The organism is Paenibacillus silvestris, from assembly GCF_009882985.1.
GTDB classification, from domain to species: domain Bacteria; phylum Bacillota; class Bacilli; order Paenibacillales; family NBRC-103111; genus Paenibacillus_E; species Paenibacillus_E silvestris.
Genome location: NZ_WTUZ01000040.1, coordinates 708,185 through 728,406, shown reverse-complemented (window position 1 = coordinate 728,406; position 20,222 = coordinate 708,185). Strand labels below are relative to the sequence as shown.

Here is a 20,222-nt window from a genome sequence, read left to right as displayed (position 1 = left end):
GAGACGCACATGAAAAACCAGCCTAGAATGAGAAAAATGAAAGTAACCTTAGCGCTCGTCTCTGCTTTAATGGCCGTATTGCCTGCTAGTGCGGCACTCGCTCAAGAAGATTTGCAAACCATGCAAGTCAGGGAAATCATTGGAAAACTGCATGTGAGCGGCGTAACGGAAGCAGCATTAGCGGGTCAAAGTATTAAACAAATGATCGAAGGATTGAAAGATCCTTATACGGTTTTCTTTAGCAAAGAAGAGTATGGACAGTTCTCCAGTTCTTTGGAAAATAATTATGTGGGTATGGGTGCACGGATCGGAATTGACGAAAAAGGCGTTTATTTGTCTGAAGTTTTTGCAGGCTCAGCTGCCGAAATTGCTGGTTTGCAGCGGGATGACTATGTCCGTGCTATAGATGGTGTGCCAGCCTCGACAACTTCCATTGATGAAGTTCGTAACAAAATCATCGGTGTGGAAGGCTCAAAAGTAAAGGTAACGGCTGCTCGTGGAGACAAGGAACTGACGGTTGAGCTAACGCGCAAAGGGGTTAACGTGCCTGAAGTGTATAGCAGCAGCTTTACAAATGGGGTAGGTTATATCCAAATTACGGATTTCTCCAGCGATGCGGATGAGGATTTTGATAAACAGCTTGCTGCGCTTCAAGCAAAGGGCTTGAAATCTTTGATTTTGGATGTACGCAATAACCCTGGGGGCCTTGTGGACACGGCGCAAAACATTGCCAAGCATTTCGTGAAGGATGGCGTGCTCATTCATACGAGAGACCGCAATGGCGTGGATGATCCTGTATTAATCCAAGGCGGCAGCGAGCTGTCGATACCTGTTTATATTTTAGCCAATGAGAATAGTGCCAGCGCGTCGGAAGTGCTTTCAGGCGCTCTGCAGGATTATAACGTTGCGAAAGTAATTGGCATGCAGACATATGGCAAAGGCAGCGTACAGCAGTTGTATGCGCTAGATAATGACACGGCACTGAAAGTAACGATTGAAGAGTATTTAACGCCTAACAAACGTAAAGTGAATAAAGTCGGCATTACGCCGGATATGAAGGTTGATGGCCCAGCTGCGCAATTCATCACAGCGTTGCACACCGCAGGCATCTCTGATGTTCAAGTTGACATTTCCAATCATTATGTCAAGTTCAATGGGGTAGAAATAACGAGCGGTTTTGGAAACTTCCATGAAAATGGGAAGTTGTTTGCAACTTCGCGCGGGTTGGCAGCCTTAGTAGGGGCGACGATCACGTGGAATGAAACGAACCACACGGTTGATATTTCTGACAGCAAAGGGACCCACGCGATTCCGGTTGAAGATGACAAGCTAATTATCGAAAATGGGACAAGCTATGTGAATGTTGACCTGTTCGCCCAATATTTTCCGCAGCTTCAAGTGAAGGATCAGGGAGAGCAGGTTTCCATCCGAGCTGTAAAGGGGAATTAACGTATTATGGGTAAAATCCAGCTTTTAAGCGAACATATCGCGAATCAGATTGCCGCAGGCGAAGTGGTGGAACGCCCTTCCTCCGTCGTCAAAGAGCTTGTTGAGAACTCGGTCGATGCAGAGAGCACACGGATTGATGTGACCATCGAAGAAGGTGGGCTGCAGCTGATTCGCGTGTCCGATAACGGGACGGGTATGGCGCTGGAAGACTGTGAATTAGCCTTTCAGCGGCACGCGACGAGCAAAATTGCGACAAGCAAAGATTTGTTTTCTATTCGTACATTGGGTTTTCGTGGCGAGGCATTGCCAAGTATTGCGTCTGTCTCGCGACTGGAGTGTGTTACGAGCTCTACCAATGATGGTTTAGGGCGGAAAATCTCCATCGAAGGCGGCACCATTCGTACAGTCGAAGAAACAGCGGCTTCACGCGGAACCGAAGTGACGGTAAGGGATTTATTTTATAACACGCCTGCGCGCCTCAAATATATGAAAACGATCCAAACTGAACTGGGGCATATTTCGGACTATATGTACCGGTTAGCACTTGCTCACCCGGGCATTGCCTTTTCGCTCAAGCATAACGGCAATATGCTGCTGCAAACGCTGGGCAACGGCGATTTGCTGCAAGTGATCGCCGGCATCTATGGCACAGCCATCGGCAAGCAAATGCTTCCCATCCAAGTGGATAGCTTGGATTACACCATCACGGGCTTCGTGGCGAAGCCCGAAATGACGCGCGCGAATCGCGGCGGCATATCGACCATTGTGAATGGTCGATATGTCCGCAATTTCGCGCTGAATCAGGCCCTGCTGCAGGGGTATCATACCCTGCTGCCGATTAACCGCTTCCCGGTTGCTGTGCTGCAGATCGGGATGGACCCTGCCCTGGTGGATGTGAATGTGCATCCATCCAAGCTTGAGGTCCGCTTCAGTAAAGAAGCGGAGTTAACGGCGTTGATCGAATCGGAGGTCAAACGGTTATTCGGCCGCCAAGTGCTGATTCCAACGGGCAGCAAGCCGTCAGCGCCGAAAGGGGCTTACGTTCAGGAGCAGCTTGACCTCACGCGAACGCTTGAACCGTTAACGCCACCGAATGCTAGCGCTCAGAAAGCACTGGAAATTCCGGAAGATACAGATTCTTCACGGGTTCAAATCAAAGAAAGCCTGTCTGCTTATAAGCCTGAGCAGCAGAAGCCGGCCTTTGAGGCACCGCAGGCAAGATTAGCGGAGTCTAGAGCATGGTCGCCACCTGCGGAGGTTCAAAGACAAACAACGCTTCCGAGTTCGTCCTATGCCGGTCGGGCCTCATTGCAGGCGAGCAACTCGTATTCGCCATCAACAACAAATCCAAGAAATGTGTCCATTCAGCAGCAGCGCCGCACGAATGAAGCATTCATGGATTTGCTGCCATCGAATGAAGAGAACGAGCAGCCCAAGCTACCTGCTTTTCCAAGCTTGGAGCCTATCGGTCAAATGCATGGTACCTATTTGATTGCACAGAATAGCGATGGTTTATACTTAATTGATCAACATGCGGCGCATGAGCGAATTAATTATGAATATTATTACGAACGTTTTGGCAATCCTGCTGAGGCAAGCCAAGAATTGCTTGTTCCGATTACACTGGAGTTTACGCCTTCGGAGGCTGGAATCCTCTCGGATCGATTGTCTCTTTTTGAACAAGCTGGCGTGTTTATGGAAGCATTTGGCGGGAACACGTTCCTGGTTCGTGCACATCCACACTGGTTCCCGTCAGGGGAAGAAAAAGGGATCGTTGAAGAAATATGCGAATGGGTGCTCAGCGAGAAGAAGGCGGTTGATATCGCCAAGCTGAGGGAGAAAGCAGCGATTATGTGTTCCTGCAAAGCCTCCATTAAAGCGAATCAAGGGCTTAGTGTCCTAGAGATGGAGACGCTCATTGACCGGCTTGCTGGCTGCCGAAATCCATACACATGCCCGCATGGACGACCTATTGTTGTGAGTTTTACTACCTACGAACTGGAAAAAATGTTTAAGAGAGTGATGTAAACCCGTGATAGTTACGACTTCATTTGACCCTTCGGGAGACATAGTAAGCAAAGCAAGAAGGTTGGCAGCGCAGTACGGTGGCCGATTCGTCGCCCGAAGGAAGTATTCTTTGGAATATCTTAGGAAAGATAATAAGGATTCATCCCTCCTGCTTGTGACGAGGGATGAGATCAGGTACTATGAAGATGATCATCCTGCAGCTTTTTTCCATCCCAGCATGGCACTTGTTCGCGTGAAGCGTATGCTCAAAGGTGAATCAGACCTGTTAATTGAAGCCTCTGGTGCAGCACCTGGCGATGCCATTGTGGATTGTACCGCAGGATTAGCATCAGATGCGATCGTGTTCTCCTACGCTGTTGGCGCGCAAGGAAGTGTCACAGCCGTAGAAAGCGAAGACGTCCCAGCCATGCTCATTCACGAGGGCTTAGCTCTCTATGAATCAGAGGTTGCAGAGCTTAACGAGGCCATGAGGCGCATATCCGTCATAAAGCTGCATCACCTTGCCTATTTGCAACAATTAGGCTCGAAAAGTGTTGATGTTGTTTATTTTGATCCGATGTTCCGCAGTCCAATCGAAGAATCTCAAGCGATTTCTCATCTTAGAAGAAATGCGAATGATGAGGCTGTCACGCTGGATTCGATCGAGGAGGCAAAGCGTGTTGCACGCAAAAGCATTGTGCTCAAAGAGAACAAAGATAGCAAGGAATTCGCTCGACTTGGCTTTGAGCATGTATTACGATCGACGACCAAAACAACGTATGGAGTGATTCGACTGTGTTAGCCCCATCAGCCAAGCCGAAATTACTCGTGCTTCTTGGTCCCACGGCAGTTGGCAAGACCAAGCTTAGTTTAGAAATTGCCCAGAAGTTCGGGTGCGAAATTATTTCCGGAGATTCCATGCAGGTATACCGGGGGATGGATATTGGAACTGCCAAAGCGAGCGAAGCTGAACAGCTCCTTGTTCCACATCATTTAATTGATATTCACGATCCGTCCTATCCTTTTTCGGCAGCGGAATTCCAAGAACGTGTGAAAGCATTAATTCTTGATATCCACGCGCGTGGGAAGCTTCCTTTTATCGTTGGGGGCACAGGCTTATATATTGAATCTGTTTGTTATGACTACCAATTTACAGATGTCAGTATGGATGAAGCGTTCCGACTCGAGCAGGAGGCTTACGCTCTTCAGCATGGTGACGAAGCCCTGCACTTAAAGCTGCGTGAAATTGATCCCGAAAGCGCAGACCGCCTGCATGCTAATGACCGTAGACGAGTGATCCGCGCTATGGAAATATATCATGTCTCCGGGGAGACAATGACTTCCCATTTGGCCGCCCAGAAAAAAGAATCTCCCTACGAACTATGTATCATCGGACTGACGATGGATCGTGCGCTTCTCTATAAGCGCATTGAAGAGCGCATCGACGAGATGATGCAAGAGGGGCTTGTCCAAGAGGTTCAGTCGATTTTATCCGCAGGATGTCCGAAGCAGGCTATTTCCATGCAAGCACTCGGCTACAAAGAAATCGTCAGTTATTTGGACGGAGAGCTTACTCTTGAGGCTGCAGTGACGCTGCTGAAGCGGGATACACGTCGTTTTGCCAAGAGACAGCTGTCCTGGTTCCGGCATATGAAAGATATCCACTGGGTGGACGTCACGGAGCCGGCAAATTTTTCTGCCCATTTCGAAAAGATTAGTGATATACTAGCAGGAAAGTTTGTACATAAAATTGAATATAATTAACAAATATGACCACTAGAAAATAGCGCCGTCAGGCGATAGTTTCATTCCATTAAGGGGGACCTACTGATGAACCGATCCATTAACATTCAGGACAACTTTTTAAATCAACTTCGCAAAGAAAGCATTCCCGTAACCGTCTATCTAACGAATGGGTTCCAAATCAGAGGGCTTATCCGCGCTTTTGACAATTTCACGATTATCATTGACAGCGAAGGCCGTCAGCAAATGGTATACAAACATGCCATTTCGACGTTCACGCCGCAACGCGCTGTTTCTTTAATGGCAGCTACGGAAACAACGGAATAATATTCCTTTCCTCGTTTGGTTTTGCAACTTTTTAATGGACTGAATCGTCTAACCGAATAGAAACTTGTGGGAGCAACCTTGTTTAAGGTTGTTCTTTTGTTGGTTAATAGATAAAGAATTGTACACGAGGGAGTCGGTGGATTTGGAGAGACCTACAAACAAACAGTCAACAACGAATACCAAAACGAAACCACAAGGCAATAAGAAAGGTCCAAAAAAGAAGAAGTTTAATTTGCGCAAATTAATTTTAGGTTCTATTATAGCAACGATTCTGGCAATCATTTGTGCAATGGCTATTTATATTGTCGTTATTATGAACGGCTTTAAGATTCTGGAAATGAATATCGATAAAATCGAGACGACAACGGAATCGACCCTTATTTATGCGCAGGAAGAAGGCAAGGATGCACAGGCTACGGAGATAGCGAAGATTTATAAAGGCGAGAACCGGGAGAGCGTGAACATCAAAGACGTTCCTGAACGCTTGAAGCAGGCTTTCATTGCGACGGAAGATCGCCGGTTTGAGCAGCATTCCGGGGTCGACTTCTGGGCGATTGGCCGAGCGCTTGTCAAGGACGTTATTCATATGAGCGCTGTTGAAGGCGGAAGTACGATTACCCAGCAGTTAGCGAAGAACGTGTTCCTCAGCTCAGAGAAAACGGCGTTCCGTAAAGGAACGGAGATGTCCATTGCTTTTGCTTTAGATGAAAAGTACACCAAGGATGAAATTCTTGAACGCTATCTGAATCGCATTTTCTTTGGCAGTAATGCCTATGGGATTAAAGCAGCTGCCAAGGTTTACTTTGGTAAATCAAATTTGAACGATTTGAAGGTTTGGGAAATGGCGACTCTCGCAGCATTGCCTAAAGCGCCATCGAGATATTCACCGTTAGCGAATCCGGATCTATCCAAAGAGCGTCGAGGAGTCGTGCTTAGACTTATGGCCGATCAAGGGTACATTACGGAAGCTGAGCGTGCTGAGGCTGCTGCTGTGGACTATGTTCCACCAACTACAGCGGCTACTAACACGAAGGATTATGCAAGTTACGTGGATTACGTGATGAATGAAGCGGAAGACATGTATGGCATTGATGAAGATGAATTGCTGACGAAGGGCTACCGTATTTACACTACGATGAATCCGAAAGCTCAAAAAACCATGGAGACAACCTACGCGAATCCGAGCTTTTTCCAGAAGGATGCAACGGATGGTCAGAAAATTCAAAGCGCCATGGTTATTGTAGATAACAAAACAGGCGGTTTGATGGCGATGATTGGTGGCCGTGATTACAAATCGCGAGGATTCAGCCGTATTTATTCCAAAAGGCAGCCGGGATCTTCTTTTAAACCGATTGCTGCATACGGACCTGCCCTAGAAAGCGGGAACTACACCCCTTATTCCATGATGGATGATTCTCAAACAAGTTTCGGGAATGGGACGTATTCACCACGCAACTATGACCGTGTAACGCATGGTCAAGTCACGATGTTTGAAGCCGTGAAAAAATCATATAACTTGGCTCCAGTGTGGTTGCTTGATCAAATCGGGGTTAGAACCGGAATTGATTTTGCCAAAAAGTTGGGTATTCAGTTGAATCCGCAGAAAGACGTCAACTTGGCCATTGCACTTGGAGGTCTTACGGATGGCGTTTCACCTCTCCAAATGGCGACGGCTTACTCTGCCTTCGCGAACCAAGGGTCTTTAAACAAAACCCATGCGATTCTTCGCATTACGGATACACAAGGGAAAGAAATCGCTGCCTATAAGCAAGAAAAGAAACAAGTGATTCAGCCGAAAACCGCTTATTATATGACACTTCTTCTTCAAGGCGTAGTCGAGACTGGCGGTACAGGTACGAAGGCAAAAATGAATCGCCCAGTTGCCGGTAAAACAGGTTCTACAGGGCTGGATATTAAAGGAATTGAACAATATGACCGTGATGTCTGGTTCGTTGGCTATACGCCTGAATGGACGGCGGCCGTGTGGGAAGGCTTCGACAAGGTAGATTCGAAGCATTATGTGACCGTCGGAAGCGGAAGCACGGCGGCACTTTTCAAAGAGATCATGTCCAAGTCGATGGATGGCGTTTTTCCTATCACGAATTTCGTTAAACCAGCGAATGTGCCTACTCCAACAGAGACACCTACTGGAGTAACCGATCTAGCGGCCGTTTATGAAATCGACAAGAAATCTGTTAAACTAACATGGACGCCGCTTGGCGACAAATCGAGTTATAATGTATACCGCAAAGGTTCCAAGGAGACGGACGCGAAACTGCTGATCCAATCACCTTTACCAACTGTGAATGATTCGTCGGTTTTCAGTGGAGAATCCTATCAATATTACGTTGTTCCGTTTAACCCGGACACGAATGTGGAAGGTGCGAAGTCGAATGTGGCATCAGTTGAAGTTCCTAAGGATGATACGCTTCCAGATGGAACGAAGCCAACTCCATCACCTGGAGTGTCGCCTACGCCTTCACCAGGCAATGGGAATGATCCAACGAATCCGACGCAGTCTCCTGGAGGGAAGCCAACACCTACGCCAACGCCGGGTAATACGGTTAAGCCGAGTGGGAGCCCGAGCCCAACGCCAACTCCGAGCACGAGTCCGAATTCAAGCAATGGACCAAGCCCGACACCTACGCCATCTAACAAACCGGGGAATGGAACTCCGGATAAACCGAAGGATGGCAAGACAGATGGGGAACAAGTGATTGTACCCAAAACGCCGTAATGGAAGATCGATCAGCAAATTGAAACCCATGACTAGACGGAGGAATTTACAATGAACCTGCTTAAACCAGCGAAACTACTACCCATCACACTGATCGCACTTACGATGCTTGCTTCGGCTTGCGGTAACAAACCAGCAGAAACTGCTGGCGGTACGGCTACACCGAAAAGCGGTGCGACCGCGCCTGCTGCTTCTGCAGCAGCATCTCCTGCGGCCACTTCTGGAGCTAAACAATGGAGCAAAGCTCCCGACATGACAATTGATACGAACAAAACTTATCAAGCGGAAGTAACGACGTCGAAGGGTTCGTTTACCATTGATCTTTACGCTAAGGAAGCTCCCAAAACGGTTAACAACTTCGTGTTTTTATCCAAAGAGGGCTTCTACAATAATGTGACGTTTCACCGTATTATCAAATCGTTCATGATTCAAACTGGGGACCCGCAAGGGACAGGAATGGGCGGACCTGGTTATAAGTTCGCTGATGAGCTCAAAACCTCACACAAATATGAGCCAGGTACTGTGGCAATGGCGAATTCCGGCCCGAATACCAATGGCAGCCAGTTTTTCATTTGTTCCGGTGATGATTGCGCGAATTTGAATAAACAGCCGAACTACACCATTTTCGGAAAAGTGACGCAGGACGGCATGGCAACAATCGCGAAAATTGCTGAAACACCTGTTGAGATGGGTGGAGAAGCTACTCCAAGCAAACCGAAAGAAAAGGTAACAATTAACGCCATCACGATTAAAGAGAAATAGAATAAATTAGATTGTACGTCCTTACACTGGAAAGATTGACGGGAGGGATGCCGGGTGCAACAGGTAAAACAAGTGAACCAAGTGAAACAACCATGTTTATTGTTTCACGGATTTACAGGTGGGCCTTATGAAGTTGAGCCGTTAGCTCGGCATTTGCGTGAACGCGGTCAACTTTGCAAAGTGCCGGAGCTCCCTTGGAATGGGGATTCCAACAACCAATTGAAAACATCCCGCTGGGAAGATTGGATAAGCGCTGCCGAGGAGCAGGCGGAGAAGATGACGCGTGAATACGGCGAATTCGACATGGTGGGTTTCTCGATGGGCGGTTTGCTTGCCGCGTATTTATCCGTGAGATACCCGATTCGCCGGCTCATATTGTTAAATACGGCAGTGATTTATGTCAGCCCAGGCCGAATGCTTGAAGTGATCCGAGATGAATGGAAATATGAGAGGAAAATTTCGCTCGACAAAGCCAAAGCAACACCTTTGAGAGCGACTTGGCAGTTTACTCGGTTAGTTCGCAAACTAAAGCCAGAGCTAAGCCAAGTGAGTATTCCTACACTAATTGCACAATCGGAGAAGGATCAGGTGATTCATCCACAAAGTGCGCGTTACATTTATAGCAAAGTGAAGGGACAACGCGAGCTCCACTGGCATCCGAGATCCAATCACCTCATTTGCCATAGCGATGATGCGGCAGTATTGTTTCGGCAAGTAAGCGCATTTTTGGATAAGGAGTACATGGATGACAGCCAAAACCAATATGAACCATAAGCAACGAACGGTTTCCCCAAAGCCGAGAAAAGCTTCAAAAGCTGCTTCTAAATCGATGCCGAAGTCGAAATTTCGCCGGATCATGGCCAACCTATTTCGAACGTTTATCATTTTGTTCCTTCTCGGCGTAGGCTGGATTATTTATATCCAGTGGAAGGTTCAAGTCGCTCCAGACCAAGATTTGCCTAAGCAAGTTGATGTCGGTATTGTTTTAGGAGCATCCTTGCGCCAAGATATTCCAAGTCCAGGGCTGCAAGAGCGATTAGATTTGGCGGTTAACCTATATAAACAGGGCAAATTCAAGCAGTTGATCGTAAGCGGTGGTTTAGATCATAATGGGTCCAAGCTGACTGAAGCGGAAGGCATGCGCGATTATTTGATCAAAAAAGGGCTTCCTGCCAAAAGTATTCTGATTGAACCGAGGGCCACAAGTACATACGAGAATTTGTTGTTTTCCAAGCAAATCATGGACGAGCAAGGCCTTGTGAGCTCGATCATTGTGACGCACTCCTACCATGGATCGCGATCGCTGGATATTGCAGAAAGCATTGGACTGAAAGATCCGCTTGTTTCATCAATCGATTCCGAAGTATTGTTCATGCCGTATCATGAAGCAAGAGAAACACTTGCTTATACGAAGTGGATCTGGACGAAGCTGCTGCTTAAGGTGGGTATCTAAACGGAACAAAGCTATGATCTGTGTGTTTGAGAGAACTACAGTCTGGTATTTCTCGATGCTCGTCAAAATGAAAAGAACCGTCAGGGTTTCCCTGACGGTTCTTCTTGCCATTTATCCGTTAACTATCGCTCCGCCATTAACGTGCAGCACCTGACCCGCCATGTAAGAGGAGTCCTCGCTGGCCAGGAAGACGTAACTAGCTGCAAGCTCGGCGGGCTGCCCCGCACGCTTCATTGGCGTTGTTGAGCCGAAGGTAGCGACTTCCTGCTCCGTGAAGGTAGAAGGAATCAGCGGTGTCCAGATCGGTCCTGGAGCGACAGCATTCACACGAATTCCCTTGGCATTCAACTGTAAGGAAAGAGATCGTGTGAAAGTGACAATCGCGCCTTTCGTTGCGGAATAGTCGATCAACTGCTCATGTCCATGATAAGCTGTTATGGAAGCTGTATTAATAATGGCGCTTCCGGATTTGAGATGAGGGAGAGCAGCTTTGGTTAGATAAAAGAATGAAAAGATGTTCGTCTTAAATGTTCGTTCGAGCTGTTCGGATGTGATGTTCTCAATGCTTGGCTGCGGATGTTGCTCGGCGGCATTGTTCACGAGAATATCGAGCTTCCCGAAATGTTGAACAGCTTGTTCGATGATCTTCTTGCAAAAGTTCTCATCGCCAATATCACCAGCGACATGCAGACATTTACGTCCAGCCTTCTCCACATGCCGCTGTGTTTCTTCCGCATCTGCGTGTTCATTAAGATAGACAAGCATCACGTCAGCGCCTTCTTTGGCAAAGGCGACCGCAACCGCGCGGCCTATGCCGCTATCACCTCCGGTGATTAGCGCGACTTTGTCTTTCAGCTTGCCAGCTGCTTGGTAGGCAGCGTTGTCAAATTCAGGACGCGGGTTCATCTGAGACTCAATGCCAGGCTGCACACTTTGATGCTGAGGTGGGAAAACAGGTTTTGGCGTAGTAGCTGTAGCCATGAAATTAGGCTCCTTTCATATCCTTGACAAATTCTTAGTTAGGATGATGCAAAGGGGCGTAAATCATACTTGATTCGGTAATGATAGCGATACTTGGTTTCGTAGCCAAGTTTTTCATATAACGAAACAGCGGCGCTATTGGAAGCGACAACTTGCAAGTATTGCTGCGCAGCTCCGTGTTCCAGACTCCAAGCTGAGAGGGCATAGATAAGGTTGTAACTCAGGCCTTGGCCACGCTCTTTCTCGCTAACAACAACATTCAGGAAGCCGGCCCATTCGCCTTCGACAATAGCTGTCCCTACGGCGATGATTTGGTTATCCTTTATTAATTTTACAAAACCTTTCGTCTTGGAGATCCTATCGCATATGCCTTTGTAGCATTCTTTGAGCGACTTATCGTAGTTTTCAAGAATAAGAAAGGCATCGAGCCACTCATCGTCCACTTCGTTCACCCATTCGGCAGTAATAGGCACATGTAGCTTCAACTGGAGCTTCTGCTGTGCTAAAGCAGCTGTTTCTTGAGCGGTAGCAAACATCATGAGACACGGAAGCTCAGAGACATATCCCTGCGTGTGCAACATCGCATCCAGATCTGGCGGCGATGCATCGCTGATTTGGAAAATGGCAGGAAGGCTTTTGCCCGCATAAAATTGTTCGATAAGCGGCAGCCAATCAGCGGTTGTCGGATAATCGCCGGATGCAAGCACACTATTAGCCCGCTTCGTGACACCTTGGGTAGCTCGTAATTGCCAGTTATCGAGATAGGCGGTAATTTCAGCAGGCCATGTGTTGGAGGCAATCTGATCGAGTTCGTTGTAAAAGGTGATTAAATCGTTCATCAAAAGTAAGCTCCTTTCGATTATCCAAAGGCATTTTAAATAAATATACATTTTAATGCATAAAAATACAATATCAAAAGTGGAAAAATGATGGCCATTGATGTAAGCTATGAAACAAAGGAAAGAAAACTGCAAACTGGCAACAGGAGTGGAGAATTTGGAACTTATCATACGACGAGCACGTTCCGAAGACTATGAGGCGGTGAATGCCATCATTCGTTTTGGGCAAGAGGAGCATGCGGCTGCTTTGCCTACTCATTTTGCACGATTGGATCGCGTCGTTGCCATGGGCTGGTACCGCAGTTATTCTGATCAGATGAACAAGGTCATATGGGTTGCTGAGTTTAGCGGACAAGTCGTAGGCGTGGCAATGCTGGAGATGAAGAAAAGCCCTTCGTATGAGGCGCTAGTTCCACGCATATACGCATATATGAATGAACTGGCGGTATCACCTGACTTTCAGCGGCAAGGCGTCGGAACGAAGCTATATCAAGCATCTGCAGCATGGGCTCGGGAACAAGGGGCTTCCTCCCTTGAGCTTAATGTTTGGGAATTTAATGAGAGTGCCATAGCTTTCTACCAATCGGTAGGCATGTCAACACTCAATCGAACGATGTCGTCAGATTTATCTACTTAATTAAAGGAGCATACGTATGCGATTTATTGATAACGAAGGAATAACGGATCCACGGATTAACCTGGCGATTGAGGAATACGCGTTAAGGCACTTACCTGAGCAGGACAGTTACCTGCTATTTTATATGAACGAACCTTCTATTATTATTGGCAAAAATCAAAACACGCTGGAAGAAATCAATCCCGAGTATGTGAAAGATCACAATCTGCATGTGGTACGCAGACTTTCCGGAGGCGGGGCTGTCTATCATGATTTAGGCAATTTGAATTTTAGTTTTATTACCAAAGATGACGGGAATTCTTTTCACAATTTTCAAAAGTTTACAGAGCCTGTAGTAGAGGCCCTTCGCAATCTTGGCGTGGAAGCAGCGCTAACAGGCCGTAATGATATTCAGGTCGGTGAGCGTAAAATTTCTGGCAATGCGCAGTTTGCAACCAAAGGCCGCATGTTCAGCCATGGCACGCTTTTATTCAACTCTGAGATTGAAAATGTCGTGTCAGCACTCAAGGTTAGCCCGGACAAAATTCAATCCAAAGGCATTAAATCGATTCGTAGCAGAGTCGCCAACATCGTTGAATTTCTGGATGCTCCTATAACGATTGAGGAATTCCGTCTGAAACTGCTGTCTTCCATATTCGGGATGGAAGCCTCTCAAGTGCCGACGTACAAGCTTTCAGAAGAAGATTGGCGTCAAATTCGCAGCATTTCCGAAGAACGTTATGGAAACTGGGATTGGAACTATGGCAAATCCCCGAAGAGTACGGTGCAAAACTTTAAGCGCTTTGAAGGTGTCGGGAAGTTAGATGTCCGTTTAGCGATAGAAGAGGGACAAATTCATGATATCAAAATTTATGGAGATTTCTTCGGCGCTAGCGATGTCGCAGAGCTGGAAGAGGTGCTGCGCGGCTCCCGGTATGAGGAAACGGCTATTCGAGAGCGGCTGGATGGTGTTGAAATGCGGCGTTATTTTGGCGCGTTGGAGCTTGACTCTTTTGTTAATCTGCTGTTATTAACGTAACCACTTGATTCTGGGGAGGGAAATCCGGTCATGACAAAGCTGTATCTAATCCGGCACGGGGAAACGCTCTGGAACGTGGAGCGACGTATGCAGGGACATTTGGATTCACCGCTGTCAGCTTTAGGCGAGCAGCAAGCGTTATGGTTGTCCAACGCACTTAAAGATGTGCCGTTTGAAGCGATGTATGCAAGCACCAGTGGGCGCACACTGCAAACCGCACAGATTATTAGAGGGGATCGTGATCTTGCGATCCAATCTTCAGATGAATGGCGGGAGATGAATTTAGGCGACTGGGAAGGGCGCATCTCGGGTGAAATTGAGCAAATAGATCCGGATAATTTCCATGCCTTCTGGCGTAATCCTGAGGCATATCGTCCAGCGCGAGGCGAGTCTTACACGGACTTACAGGAGAGGGTTACGCTGGCACTTGAACGATTGCTTGCTGCGCATGAAGGACAAACCATTGCGCTTGTTTCACACACAGTCACGCTGAAAGTCATTATGGCTTATTTTGAGATGAGGGGACTAGCTGAACTCTGGAATCCGCCATATTTTCATCCGACCTGTCTAAGTATCGTTGAAATTGTAAATAACGAGCCACACATCCGTCTTCACGCAGATACTTCTCATTTTGAAGATGAAGCCTTCGGATACTAACATTCATTCATTAGGAGGGACCTACAATGATCCTCGAAGTAGCCATTTTACCTGTAATTGCAGGGAAAAACACCGAATTCGAAGCAGCATTCCGCGAAGCATCATCGCTTATTTCATCCATGAAAGGGTATGTGTCGCACGAGCTTCAGTCCTGTATGGAAGATGCCAATAAATATTTGCTGCTTGTGCAATGGGAGACCATTGAGGACCACACCGTAGGTTTCCGAGGTTCGGCAGAGTATCAGGAATGGCGTAAACTGCTGCATCATTTCTATGATCCTTTCCCGGTTGTAGAGCATTACACCCTAACACAAACCTATGGTACAAGTGTAAAATAAGTTGAAAAGCTTCCGGCTTAGCTTGGAGGCTTTTTCTGTTTATGCAGACGCTTATGATCGGTCTAAAAAACAAGGATTGAGCGTAGGATGGATAGATACCATCCATCGAAACCAACTTGTAAACGAGGTGATCCTCATGAGTGGTCGGAGCTTGCCATCCAGACAGATCAACATCGTCTTGCGGCAGCCAGAGCATCGGCGAGCGGTTGATGGCGCCGGCGACCAGATTCATGCTTCGCCGCAGGCCGATGCAGAACCGCAGCAAACCGGGAAAAGGACGCCGCTTGAGGGTCCGTTATCGGATATTTTTAAAGAGTTGAATCAATTGATAGGACTTGATAATGTCAAAGAATTGGTGCATGAGATTTATGCGCTGCTCCAGATTTCACAATTCCGCGCTGAGGCTGGCTTGATCAGCAATGCGCATGTGTACCATATGATTTTCAAAGGGAGTCCTGGCACGGGTAAAACGACGGTGGCCCGGCTGATGGGGCGCATGTTTCATGCAATGGGTGTGCTGAGCAAGGGACACTTTATTGAAGTGGAACGGGCAGATCTCGTAGGTGAATACATTGGACATACAGCTCTAAAGACGAGGGAATTGATGAAAAAAGCGATGGGCGGCATCTTGTTCATCGATGAAGCGTACAGCCTTGCGCGTGGAGGCGATAAAGACTTCGGGAAGGAATCGATCGATGCGCTGGTCAAAGGCATGGAAGATAAGAAGAATGACTTCATTCTGATCCTCGCTGGCTACAGTGACGAAATGGAGCAATTCCTTGCAACGAATCCTGGGCTTCCTTCCAGGTTCCCGATTCAAATTGATTTTGAAGATTATCCGATTGAACAACTGATTCAGATTACGGAACTTATGGCCAAAGATCGTGAATATGTGATTATGCCCCAAACTGTCATGAAGCTTAAGCAGCATTTAATGGAAGAGAAGGCAGCAACTTGGCGGGCTTTTAGCAATGCGAGGTATGTTCGTAACATTCTAGAGAAAGCGATGAGACATCAAGCAGTGAGATTGCTTAGTCAATATGTGAATGCTCCTTCCAAATCGGAATTAATGTCGATACGACCAGAAGATATGAAGTTTAAATGAACATATAAGAAGCTATTTAACTTTTTTTAGGTTAAATGGCTTTTTTTCTTGTAAAAATGAATTGACAGGTTCAAAGAACAGAGTAAAATAGACAGAGTAATTAGAACTTGATAATGATTATCAATATTAATTGAATTGGTGGTTAATTATCCAAGGAGGGCTTTTGCTGTCATGCCTAAAATGTTTATTGCTAGCTGGATTGCACTGGTCTTGTTTTTAACGGTACCATTTTCCGTTTTCGCGAAAGCAGAAGATGATCTCGCTAAGGAAGATGAGAGTATTGTGCGTGCTATCCAAGCTATGGAGAGTGGGAAGGTGGACGAGGCTTCCCAACTGTTCGATTCGTTCCAAATGAACTGGTTGTCTTATGAAGGTGGCGTGAAGGAGCGCTCAGCTGCGGCTTATCAGAAGATCGAGCAGGCGATGGGTGAAGTTTCCTTCCAAACCGTAAAGCAGCCCATTGATGAGCCAAAGCTTCTAGCGGGACTCAAAGAGCTCCACTCGCTAAATAAGAGCTTCATCGAAGGGGATTTGGATGCTTTTGGCCAAGCTTCCAAGAACGATGGCCAAGTATCAGTCGCTGATTTGGTCGCTCTTTTGGACAAAGCATCCGGACAGCTCAAAGTGAACGATGTGGACGGGGCTTCGGCGAGTATTCAAACACTTCGAGATTCTTGGCTGCAAATTGAGGGGATTGTCCTTACACAGTCTTCCACGGTTTACACATCCATGGAAAGAGACATGGTCACAGCCTATGCACAGCTGTCGGCGACGCCTGCTCAAGTCAGTGAAGCAACAGCGACGATCGCACGTATGCATGCAGATTTGAATCCGTTAGCCGCCAAAACCAGATACACGATGCTGGATGCAACGACGATTTTACTTCGAGAAGGGTTGGAAGCTTTGCTAGTTGTAATCGCCCTGCTCGGTTTTCTAAATAAATCAGGTCATGGTAATAAAAAACAATGGATTTGGTACGGGGTGCTCAGCGGACTACTTGTAAGTATTGCTCTAGGCATCGTAGTTCAGCAGCTGTTCTCAGCGAGTGCTTTTGGCAATAACAACTTTTTAATTGCTGGATGTACCGGCATTTTCGCTGCGGTCATGTTGCTGTATATGAGTTATTGGCTGCATAGCAAATCGAGTATTTCGAACTGGCAAAAATACATAAGGGATCAGAGTGTCAAAGCGCTAGCGACAGGAAGTTTAGTTTCACTAAGCTTGCTGGCTTTCCTAGCTGTGTTCCGTGAAGGGACAGAGACTGTTCTTTTCATGATTGGAATGGCGTCCTCGATTTCACTCAGCTCTCTGGTCGGCGGCATCGCGATTGGCGCTCTCATTCTGATCATCGTGTCTTTCCTTATTTTGAAGGTTGGTTTGCGCATTCCGATGCGCCCCTTCTTCTTGGTTTCAAGCATTTTTGTATTTTACTTATGCTTCAAGTTTGCCGGAATGGGTGTCCACGGACTGCAGCTTGCAGGTTATCTCCCTGCTACGACAGCATCTTGGCTGCCTAGCTGGGATTTCGTTGCCCTGTATCCGACTCTCGAGAGTGCGATTCCTCAATTCATTCTTCTGGTGGCAGCATTGTTCGCCGTCATTTGGCAACGTCTTAAATTAATTCAAAACAAAAATCGTACAGTGTATAAATAATTTTTCAATCAAAAAGGGGCACTTATTCATGAAAAAGAAACTCATTATTTTAGCGGCAGCAACAACTCTACTACTCGCAGGTTGCGGGAAAACAGAACCAACTGAAGTTAAGAAAGTACCTTTTAAGGAAGGTTCGGCGGCTTTACTTACAAGCATTGATCAACTTAAAAGTCAATTAGATGCAAACAAAATTAAAGATGCGAAAAAATTATCAACACAGTTGGAAGATCAGTGGGCCAGCTTTGAGGATGAAGTGAAACCGAAATTCCCGGAACTCTATTTTAAAGTGGAGAAATTTCTGATTCCATTGGAAGCTGGTTTGAAACAAGACAAGTTGGATTATCCAACATTAACGGCACTAAACACGAATGCGAAAGCGGCTATGACCGAGTTAACGACCTCTTTTACGGATAATAAGGGCGCAGTCAATAAAGATGTCATTGAGGCCTCCAAAGAGCTTCAAGAAGCAGCGAAAGCTTATAACAAATATGTTCAGGATCAAGGGAAACAACTGGTCACATTATTAGAGCAGCTGGATGCAGCAGTGAAAACTGGCGATCTGAAAAAAGCGCAGGAAGCTTATGGACTATCCCGTATGCCTTACGAAAGAATTGAGCCGATCATCGAAACATTCAGTGAATTGGATGGAGTGATGGATGCTCGTGTGGATGATTTCAAGAATGAAAAAGATCCAGCATTTACAGGGTATCACCGGATTGAGTACTTGCTTTTTGTGAAAAAGAATGTAAAAGATGCTGAGCCATTCTCCGCACGCCTAGTTGAAGACGGCAAGAAAATGCAGCAGGCAATTGCATCCACAACGATCGAAGCTTCTGACTTTATCGCAGGTGTAGGGGAACTGATGGAAGAAGCGCAATCCAGCAAAATTACAGGTGAAGAAGAGCGTTGGAGCGGGGCTACAGTACCTGTTATCCGGGCAAATGTAGAAGGTGCGCAAGCGATTTATGATCTTGTCAAAGGTGAGCTGAAGAAGAAAGATGCTGCTTTGGATGAGAAAATTTCCAAAAGCTTGGCGGTAGTTATTGAAACAATGAACACACTTTCTCCAGCTGGACCAACGTGGAACGATTTTGGGAAACTTGAGCAATCCAAACAAGTCGATTTGAAAAATAAATTGGAAGCCTTAGCAGAGCCTCTTGTGAAAATGCCGGGAACTTTAAGCAAGTGAACGAACGGATTGGGATTGGAGAGGAGAAACGGCAATGGCGGATAAAATGAATCGCAGAGCTTTTTTGGGGATGACTGCGGCAGGAGCAGCGGGAATCGTGCTCGGTGATTTGCTGGGGAAAGATCAGGGTGCGGTTCCAAACGCAGCAGAAATGACTGCAAGCAAAGCCAATGCTGCGGATGAAACGATTTCTTTCTATGGCACTCATCAAACGGGTGTCGTGACGCCTGCTCAGAACTTTGCCAACGTGGCGGCTTTCGATATTACGACTGAGAATGTGCAGGAGCTTAAGGAGCTCATGCAGCATTGGACGGAAATGGCAGCAACACTTATGGCAGGTAAGCCGCTGGCAGCCGAGCCTCAGGAAGGCAAATTTCCACCAACTGATACAGGTGAGCAAATAGGATTAGATACAGGAAAGCTGACAATTACTTTCGCTGTTGGTGCCTCTCTTTTTGAAAAGGAAGGCGTTGATCGTTTCGGGCTTCGTTCACGCAAACCTTCTGGTTTAACGGAGATGCCGATCTTTCATAAAGATTCCTTGCAGGATCAATTAACCCATGGGGATATCTTGATACAGGCTTGCTCGGATGATCCAGTGATTTGCTTTCATGCCATTCGGAATTTAGCCAAGGCTGCACGTGGAGTTGCCCATTTACGCTGGCAGCAAACCGGACAGTTAGGTGTGAAAGCACAAGGAACCAAGCGGAACTTGTTCGGCTTCAAGGACGGTACGAATAATCCGGCTTTGACAGATGAAGCATTTATGAAAAATAACGTATGGGCTGATAGCGGAGATGGTGCGTCCTGGTTTGCTGGTGGAACCTATATGGTTGTGCGCCGCATTCAAATGCGGATTGAAACATGGGATCAACAAACGTACTCCGATCAAGAGGAGATTATAGGACGTCAGAAAGTTTCCGGGGCACCGCTGGATGGTCAAAAGGAAATGGATCAGCCTAATTTCGAAGGGGATTCTGAAGGCAAATTTACTCCACTCGATTCCCATATTCGCCTCTCGAATCCGCGCACAGGCGAGAATTCAGAACGTGAACGTATCTTGCGCAGAGGCTATAATTTTATGGAGAATCTAGATAGTGTTGGACGGTTGAATGCCGGATTGTTGTTCGTTTGCTTCAATCGAAACATTCAGACGCAGTTTGAATCGATCCAGAAAAGGTTGACGAATCCGAAGCTGCCAGATCAAATGCTGGCTTATACGGATACGACCGGCGGAGGTTATTTTGCTGTGCTTCCGGGCGTTCCTTCCAAGGGATCCTTCTTGGGTCAAAGTTTATTTGCCTAACAATTGTGGAAAGATACCGGA

19 protein-coding genes are annotated in these 20,222 nt (G+C 46.7%); 17 read left to right on the top strand and 2 right to left on the bottom strand.

Annotated elements, in window-relative coordinates:
• The first annotated feature begins 9 nt into the window (after window positions 1–9).
• The 9 genes from GQF01_RS35350 to GQF01_RS35310 all read left to right on the top strand — a co-directional run bounded on the left by GQF01_RS35350 (window position 10) and on the right by GQF01_RS35310 (window position 10,478).
• Window positions 10–1,449: a S41 family peptidase gene (locus GQF01_RS35350; RefSeq protein ID WP_235960828.1), complete on the top strand. Its 1,440-nt coding sequence runs from the start codon at window positions 10–12 to the stop codon at window positions 1,447–1,449.
• 6 nt (window positions 1,450–1,455) lie between these two features.
• Window positions 1,456–3,477: a DNA mismatch repair endonuclease MutL gene (gene mutL, locus GQF01_RS35345; protein ID WP_161411995.1), complete on the top strand. Its 2,022-nt coding sequence runs from the start codon at window positions 1,456–1,458 to the stop codon at window positions 3,475–3,477.
• A 109-nt stretch (window positions 3,478–3,586) separates the two neighbouring features.
• On the top strand, window positions 3,587–4,258 hold the full coding sequence (locus GQF01_RS35340; protein WP_235960825.1) for a class I SAM-dependent methyltransferase: 672 nt from the start codon (window positions 3,587–3,589) through the stop codon (window positions 4,256–4,258).
• Window positions 4,252–5,220, top strand: coding sequence for a tRNA (adenosine(37)-N6)-dimethylallyltransferase MiaA (gene miaA, locus GQF01_RS35335; RefSeq protein WP_161411993.1), 969 nt, complete (start codon window positions 4,252–4,254; stop codon window positions 5,218–5,220). Before GQF01_RS35340 ends, miaA begins: the two co-directional genes overlap by 7 nt.
• Window positions 5,221–5,286: 66 nt before the next feature.
• Window positions 5,287–5,526, top strand: coding sequence for an RNA chaperone Hfq (gene hfq / locus GQF01_RS35330; RefSeq protein ID WP_127451633.1), 240 nt, complete (start codon window positions 5,287–5,289; stop codon window positions 5,524–5,526).
• Between the two features lie 142 nt (window positions 5,527–5,668).
• Window positions 5,669–8,263: a PBP1A family penicillin-binding protein gene (locus GQF01_RS35325; RefSeq protein ID WP_161411992.1), complete on the top strand. Its 2,595-nt coding sequence runs from the start codon at window positions 5,669–5,671 to the stop codon at window positions 8,261–8,263.
• A 51-nt stretch (window positions 8,264–8,314) separates the two neighbouring features.
• Complete coding sequence (locus GQF01_RS35320) at window positions 8,315–9,025, top strand: peptidylprolyl isomerase (RefSeq protein ID WP_235960824.1); 711 nt, start codon at window positions 8,315–8,317, stop codon at window positions 9,023–9,025.
• A 54-nt stretch (window positions 9,026–9,079) separates the two neighbouring features.
• Complete coding sequence (locus GQF01_RS35315; RefSeq protein WP_161411991.1) at window positions 9,080–9,799, top strand: alpha/beta hydrolase; 720 nt, start codon at window positions 9,080–9,082, stop codon at window positions 9,797–9,799.
• The gene (locus GQF01_RS35310; RefSeq protein WP_161411990.1) at window positions 9,771–10,478 is read left to right on the top strand and encodes a YdcF family protein; all 708 of its coding nucleotides are present in this window, start codon (window positions 9,771–9,773) and stop codon (window positions 10,476–10,478) included. The genes GQF01_RS35315 and GQF01_RS35310 overlap by 29 nt, the downstream gene beginning before the upstream one ends.
• 111 nt (window positions 10,479–10,589) lie before the next feature.
• On the opposite strand, the gene GQF01_RS35305 is transcribed toward GQF01_RS35310, so the two are convergent.
• Together GQF01_RS35305 and GQF01_RS35300 are read right to left on the bottom strand one after the other, a co-directional pair.
• Window positions 10,590–11,459, bottom strand: coding sequence for an SDR family oxidoreductase (locus GQF01_RS35305; protein ID WP_161411989.1), 870 nt, complete (start codon window positions 11,457–11,459; stop codon window positions 10,590–10,592).
• A gap of 38 nt (window positions 11,460–11,497) precedes the next feature.
• Entirely contained in the window at window positions 11,498–12,298 is an 801-nt protein-coding gene (locus GQF01_RS35300) for a GNAT family N-acetyltransferase (RefSeq protein ID WP_161411988.1), read from the bottom strand.
• 157 nt (window positions 12,299–12,455) lie between these two features.
• Here GQF01_RS35300 and GQF01_RS35295 point away from each other — a divergent pair, with 157 nt between their 5' ends.
• The 8 genes from GQF01_RS35295 to efeB all read left to right on the top strand — a co-directional run bounded on the left by GQF01_RS35295 (window position 12,456) and on the right by efeB (window position 20,201).
• A complete protein-coding gene (locus tag GQF01_RS35295) occupies window positions 12,456–12,935 on the top strand; it encodes a GNAT family N-acetyltransferase (protein WP_161411987.1) in 480 nt (159 codons plus the stop codon).
• 16 nt (window positions 12,936–12,951) lie between these two features.
• Complete coding sequence (locus GQF01_RS35290; RefSeq protein ID WP_161411986.1) at window positions 12,952–13,953, top strand: lipoate--protein ligase; 1,002 nt, start codon at window positions 12,952–12,954, stop codon at window positions 13,951–13,953.
• Between the two features lie 30 nt (window positions 13,954–13,983).
• Window positions 13,984–14,610, top strand: a complete 627-nt coding sequence (locus GQF01_RS35285) for a histidine phosphatase family protein (protein WP_161411985.1) — start codon at window positions 13,984–13,986, stop codon at window positions 14,608–14,610.
• Window positions 14,611–14,636: 26 nt separating this feature from the next.
• Window positions 14,637–14,948 (top strand): antibiotic biosynthesis monooxygenase family protein, encoded by a 312-nt coding sequence (locus GQF01_RS35280; protein WP_161411984.1) that lies wholly within the window; start codon window positions 14,637–14,639, stop codon window positions 14,946–14,948.
• Between the two features lie 136 nt (window positions 14,949–15,084).
• Window positions 15,085–16,053 (top strand): AAA family ATPase, encoded by a 969-nt coding sequence (locus tag GQF01_RS35275; RefSeq protein WP_161411983.1) that lies wholly within the window; start codon window positions 15,085–15,087, stop codon window positions 16,051–16,053.
• 171 nt (window positions 16,054–16,224) lie between these two features.
• Entirely contained in the window at window positions 16,225–17,706 is a 1,482-nt protein-coding gene (locus GQF01_RS35270; RefSeq protein ID WP_161411982.1) for an FTR1 family iron permease, read from the top strand.
• A gap of 28 nt (window positions 17,707–17,734) precedes the next feature.
• The gene (locus GQF01_RS35265; protein WP_161411981.1) at window positions 17,735–18,895 is read left to right on the top strand and encodes an EfeM/EfeO family lipoprotein; all 1,161 of its coding nucleotides are present in this window, start codon (window positions 17,735–17,737) and stop codon (window positions 18,893–18,895) included.
• A 34-nt stretch (window positions 18,896–18,929) separates the two neighbouring features.
• Window positions 18,930–20,201, top strand: a complete 1,272-nt coding sequence (gene efeB, locus GQF01_RS35260; protein ID WP_161411980.1) for an iron uptake transporter deferrochelatase/peroxidase subunit — start codon at window positions 18,930–18,932, stop codon at window positions 20,199–20,201.
• Window positions 20,202–20,222 lie beyond the last annotated feature (21 nt).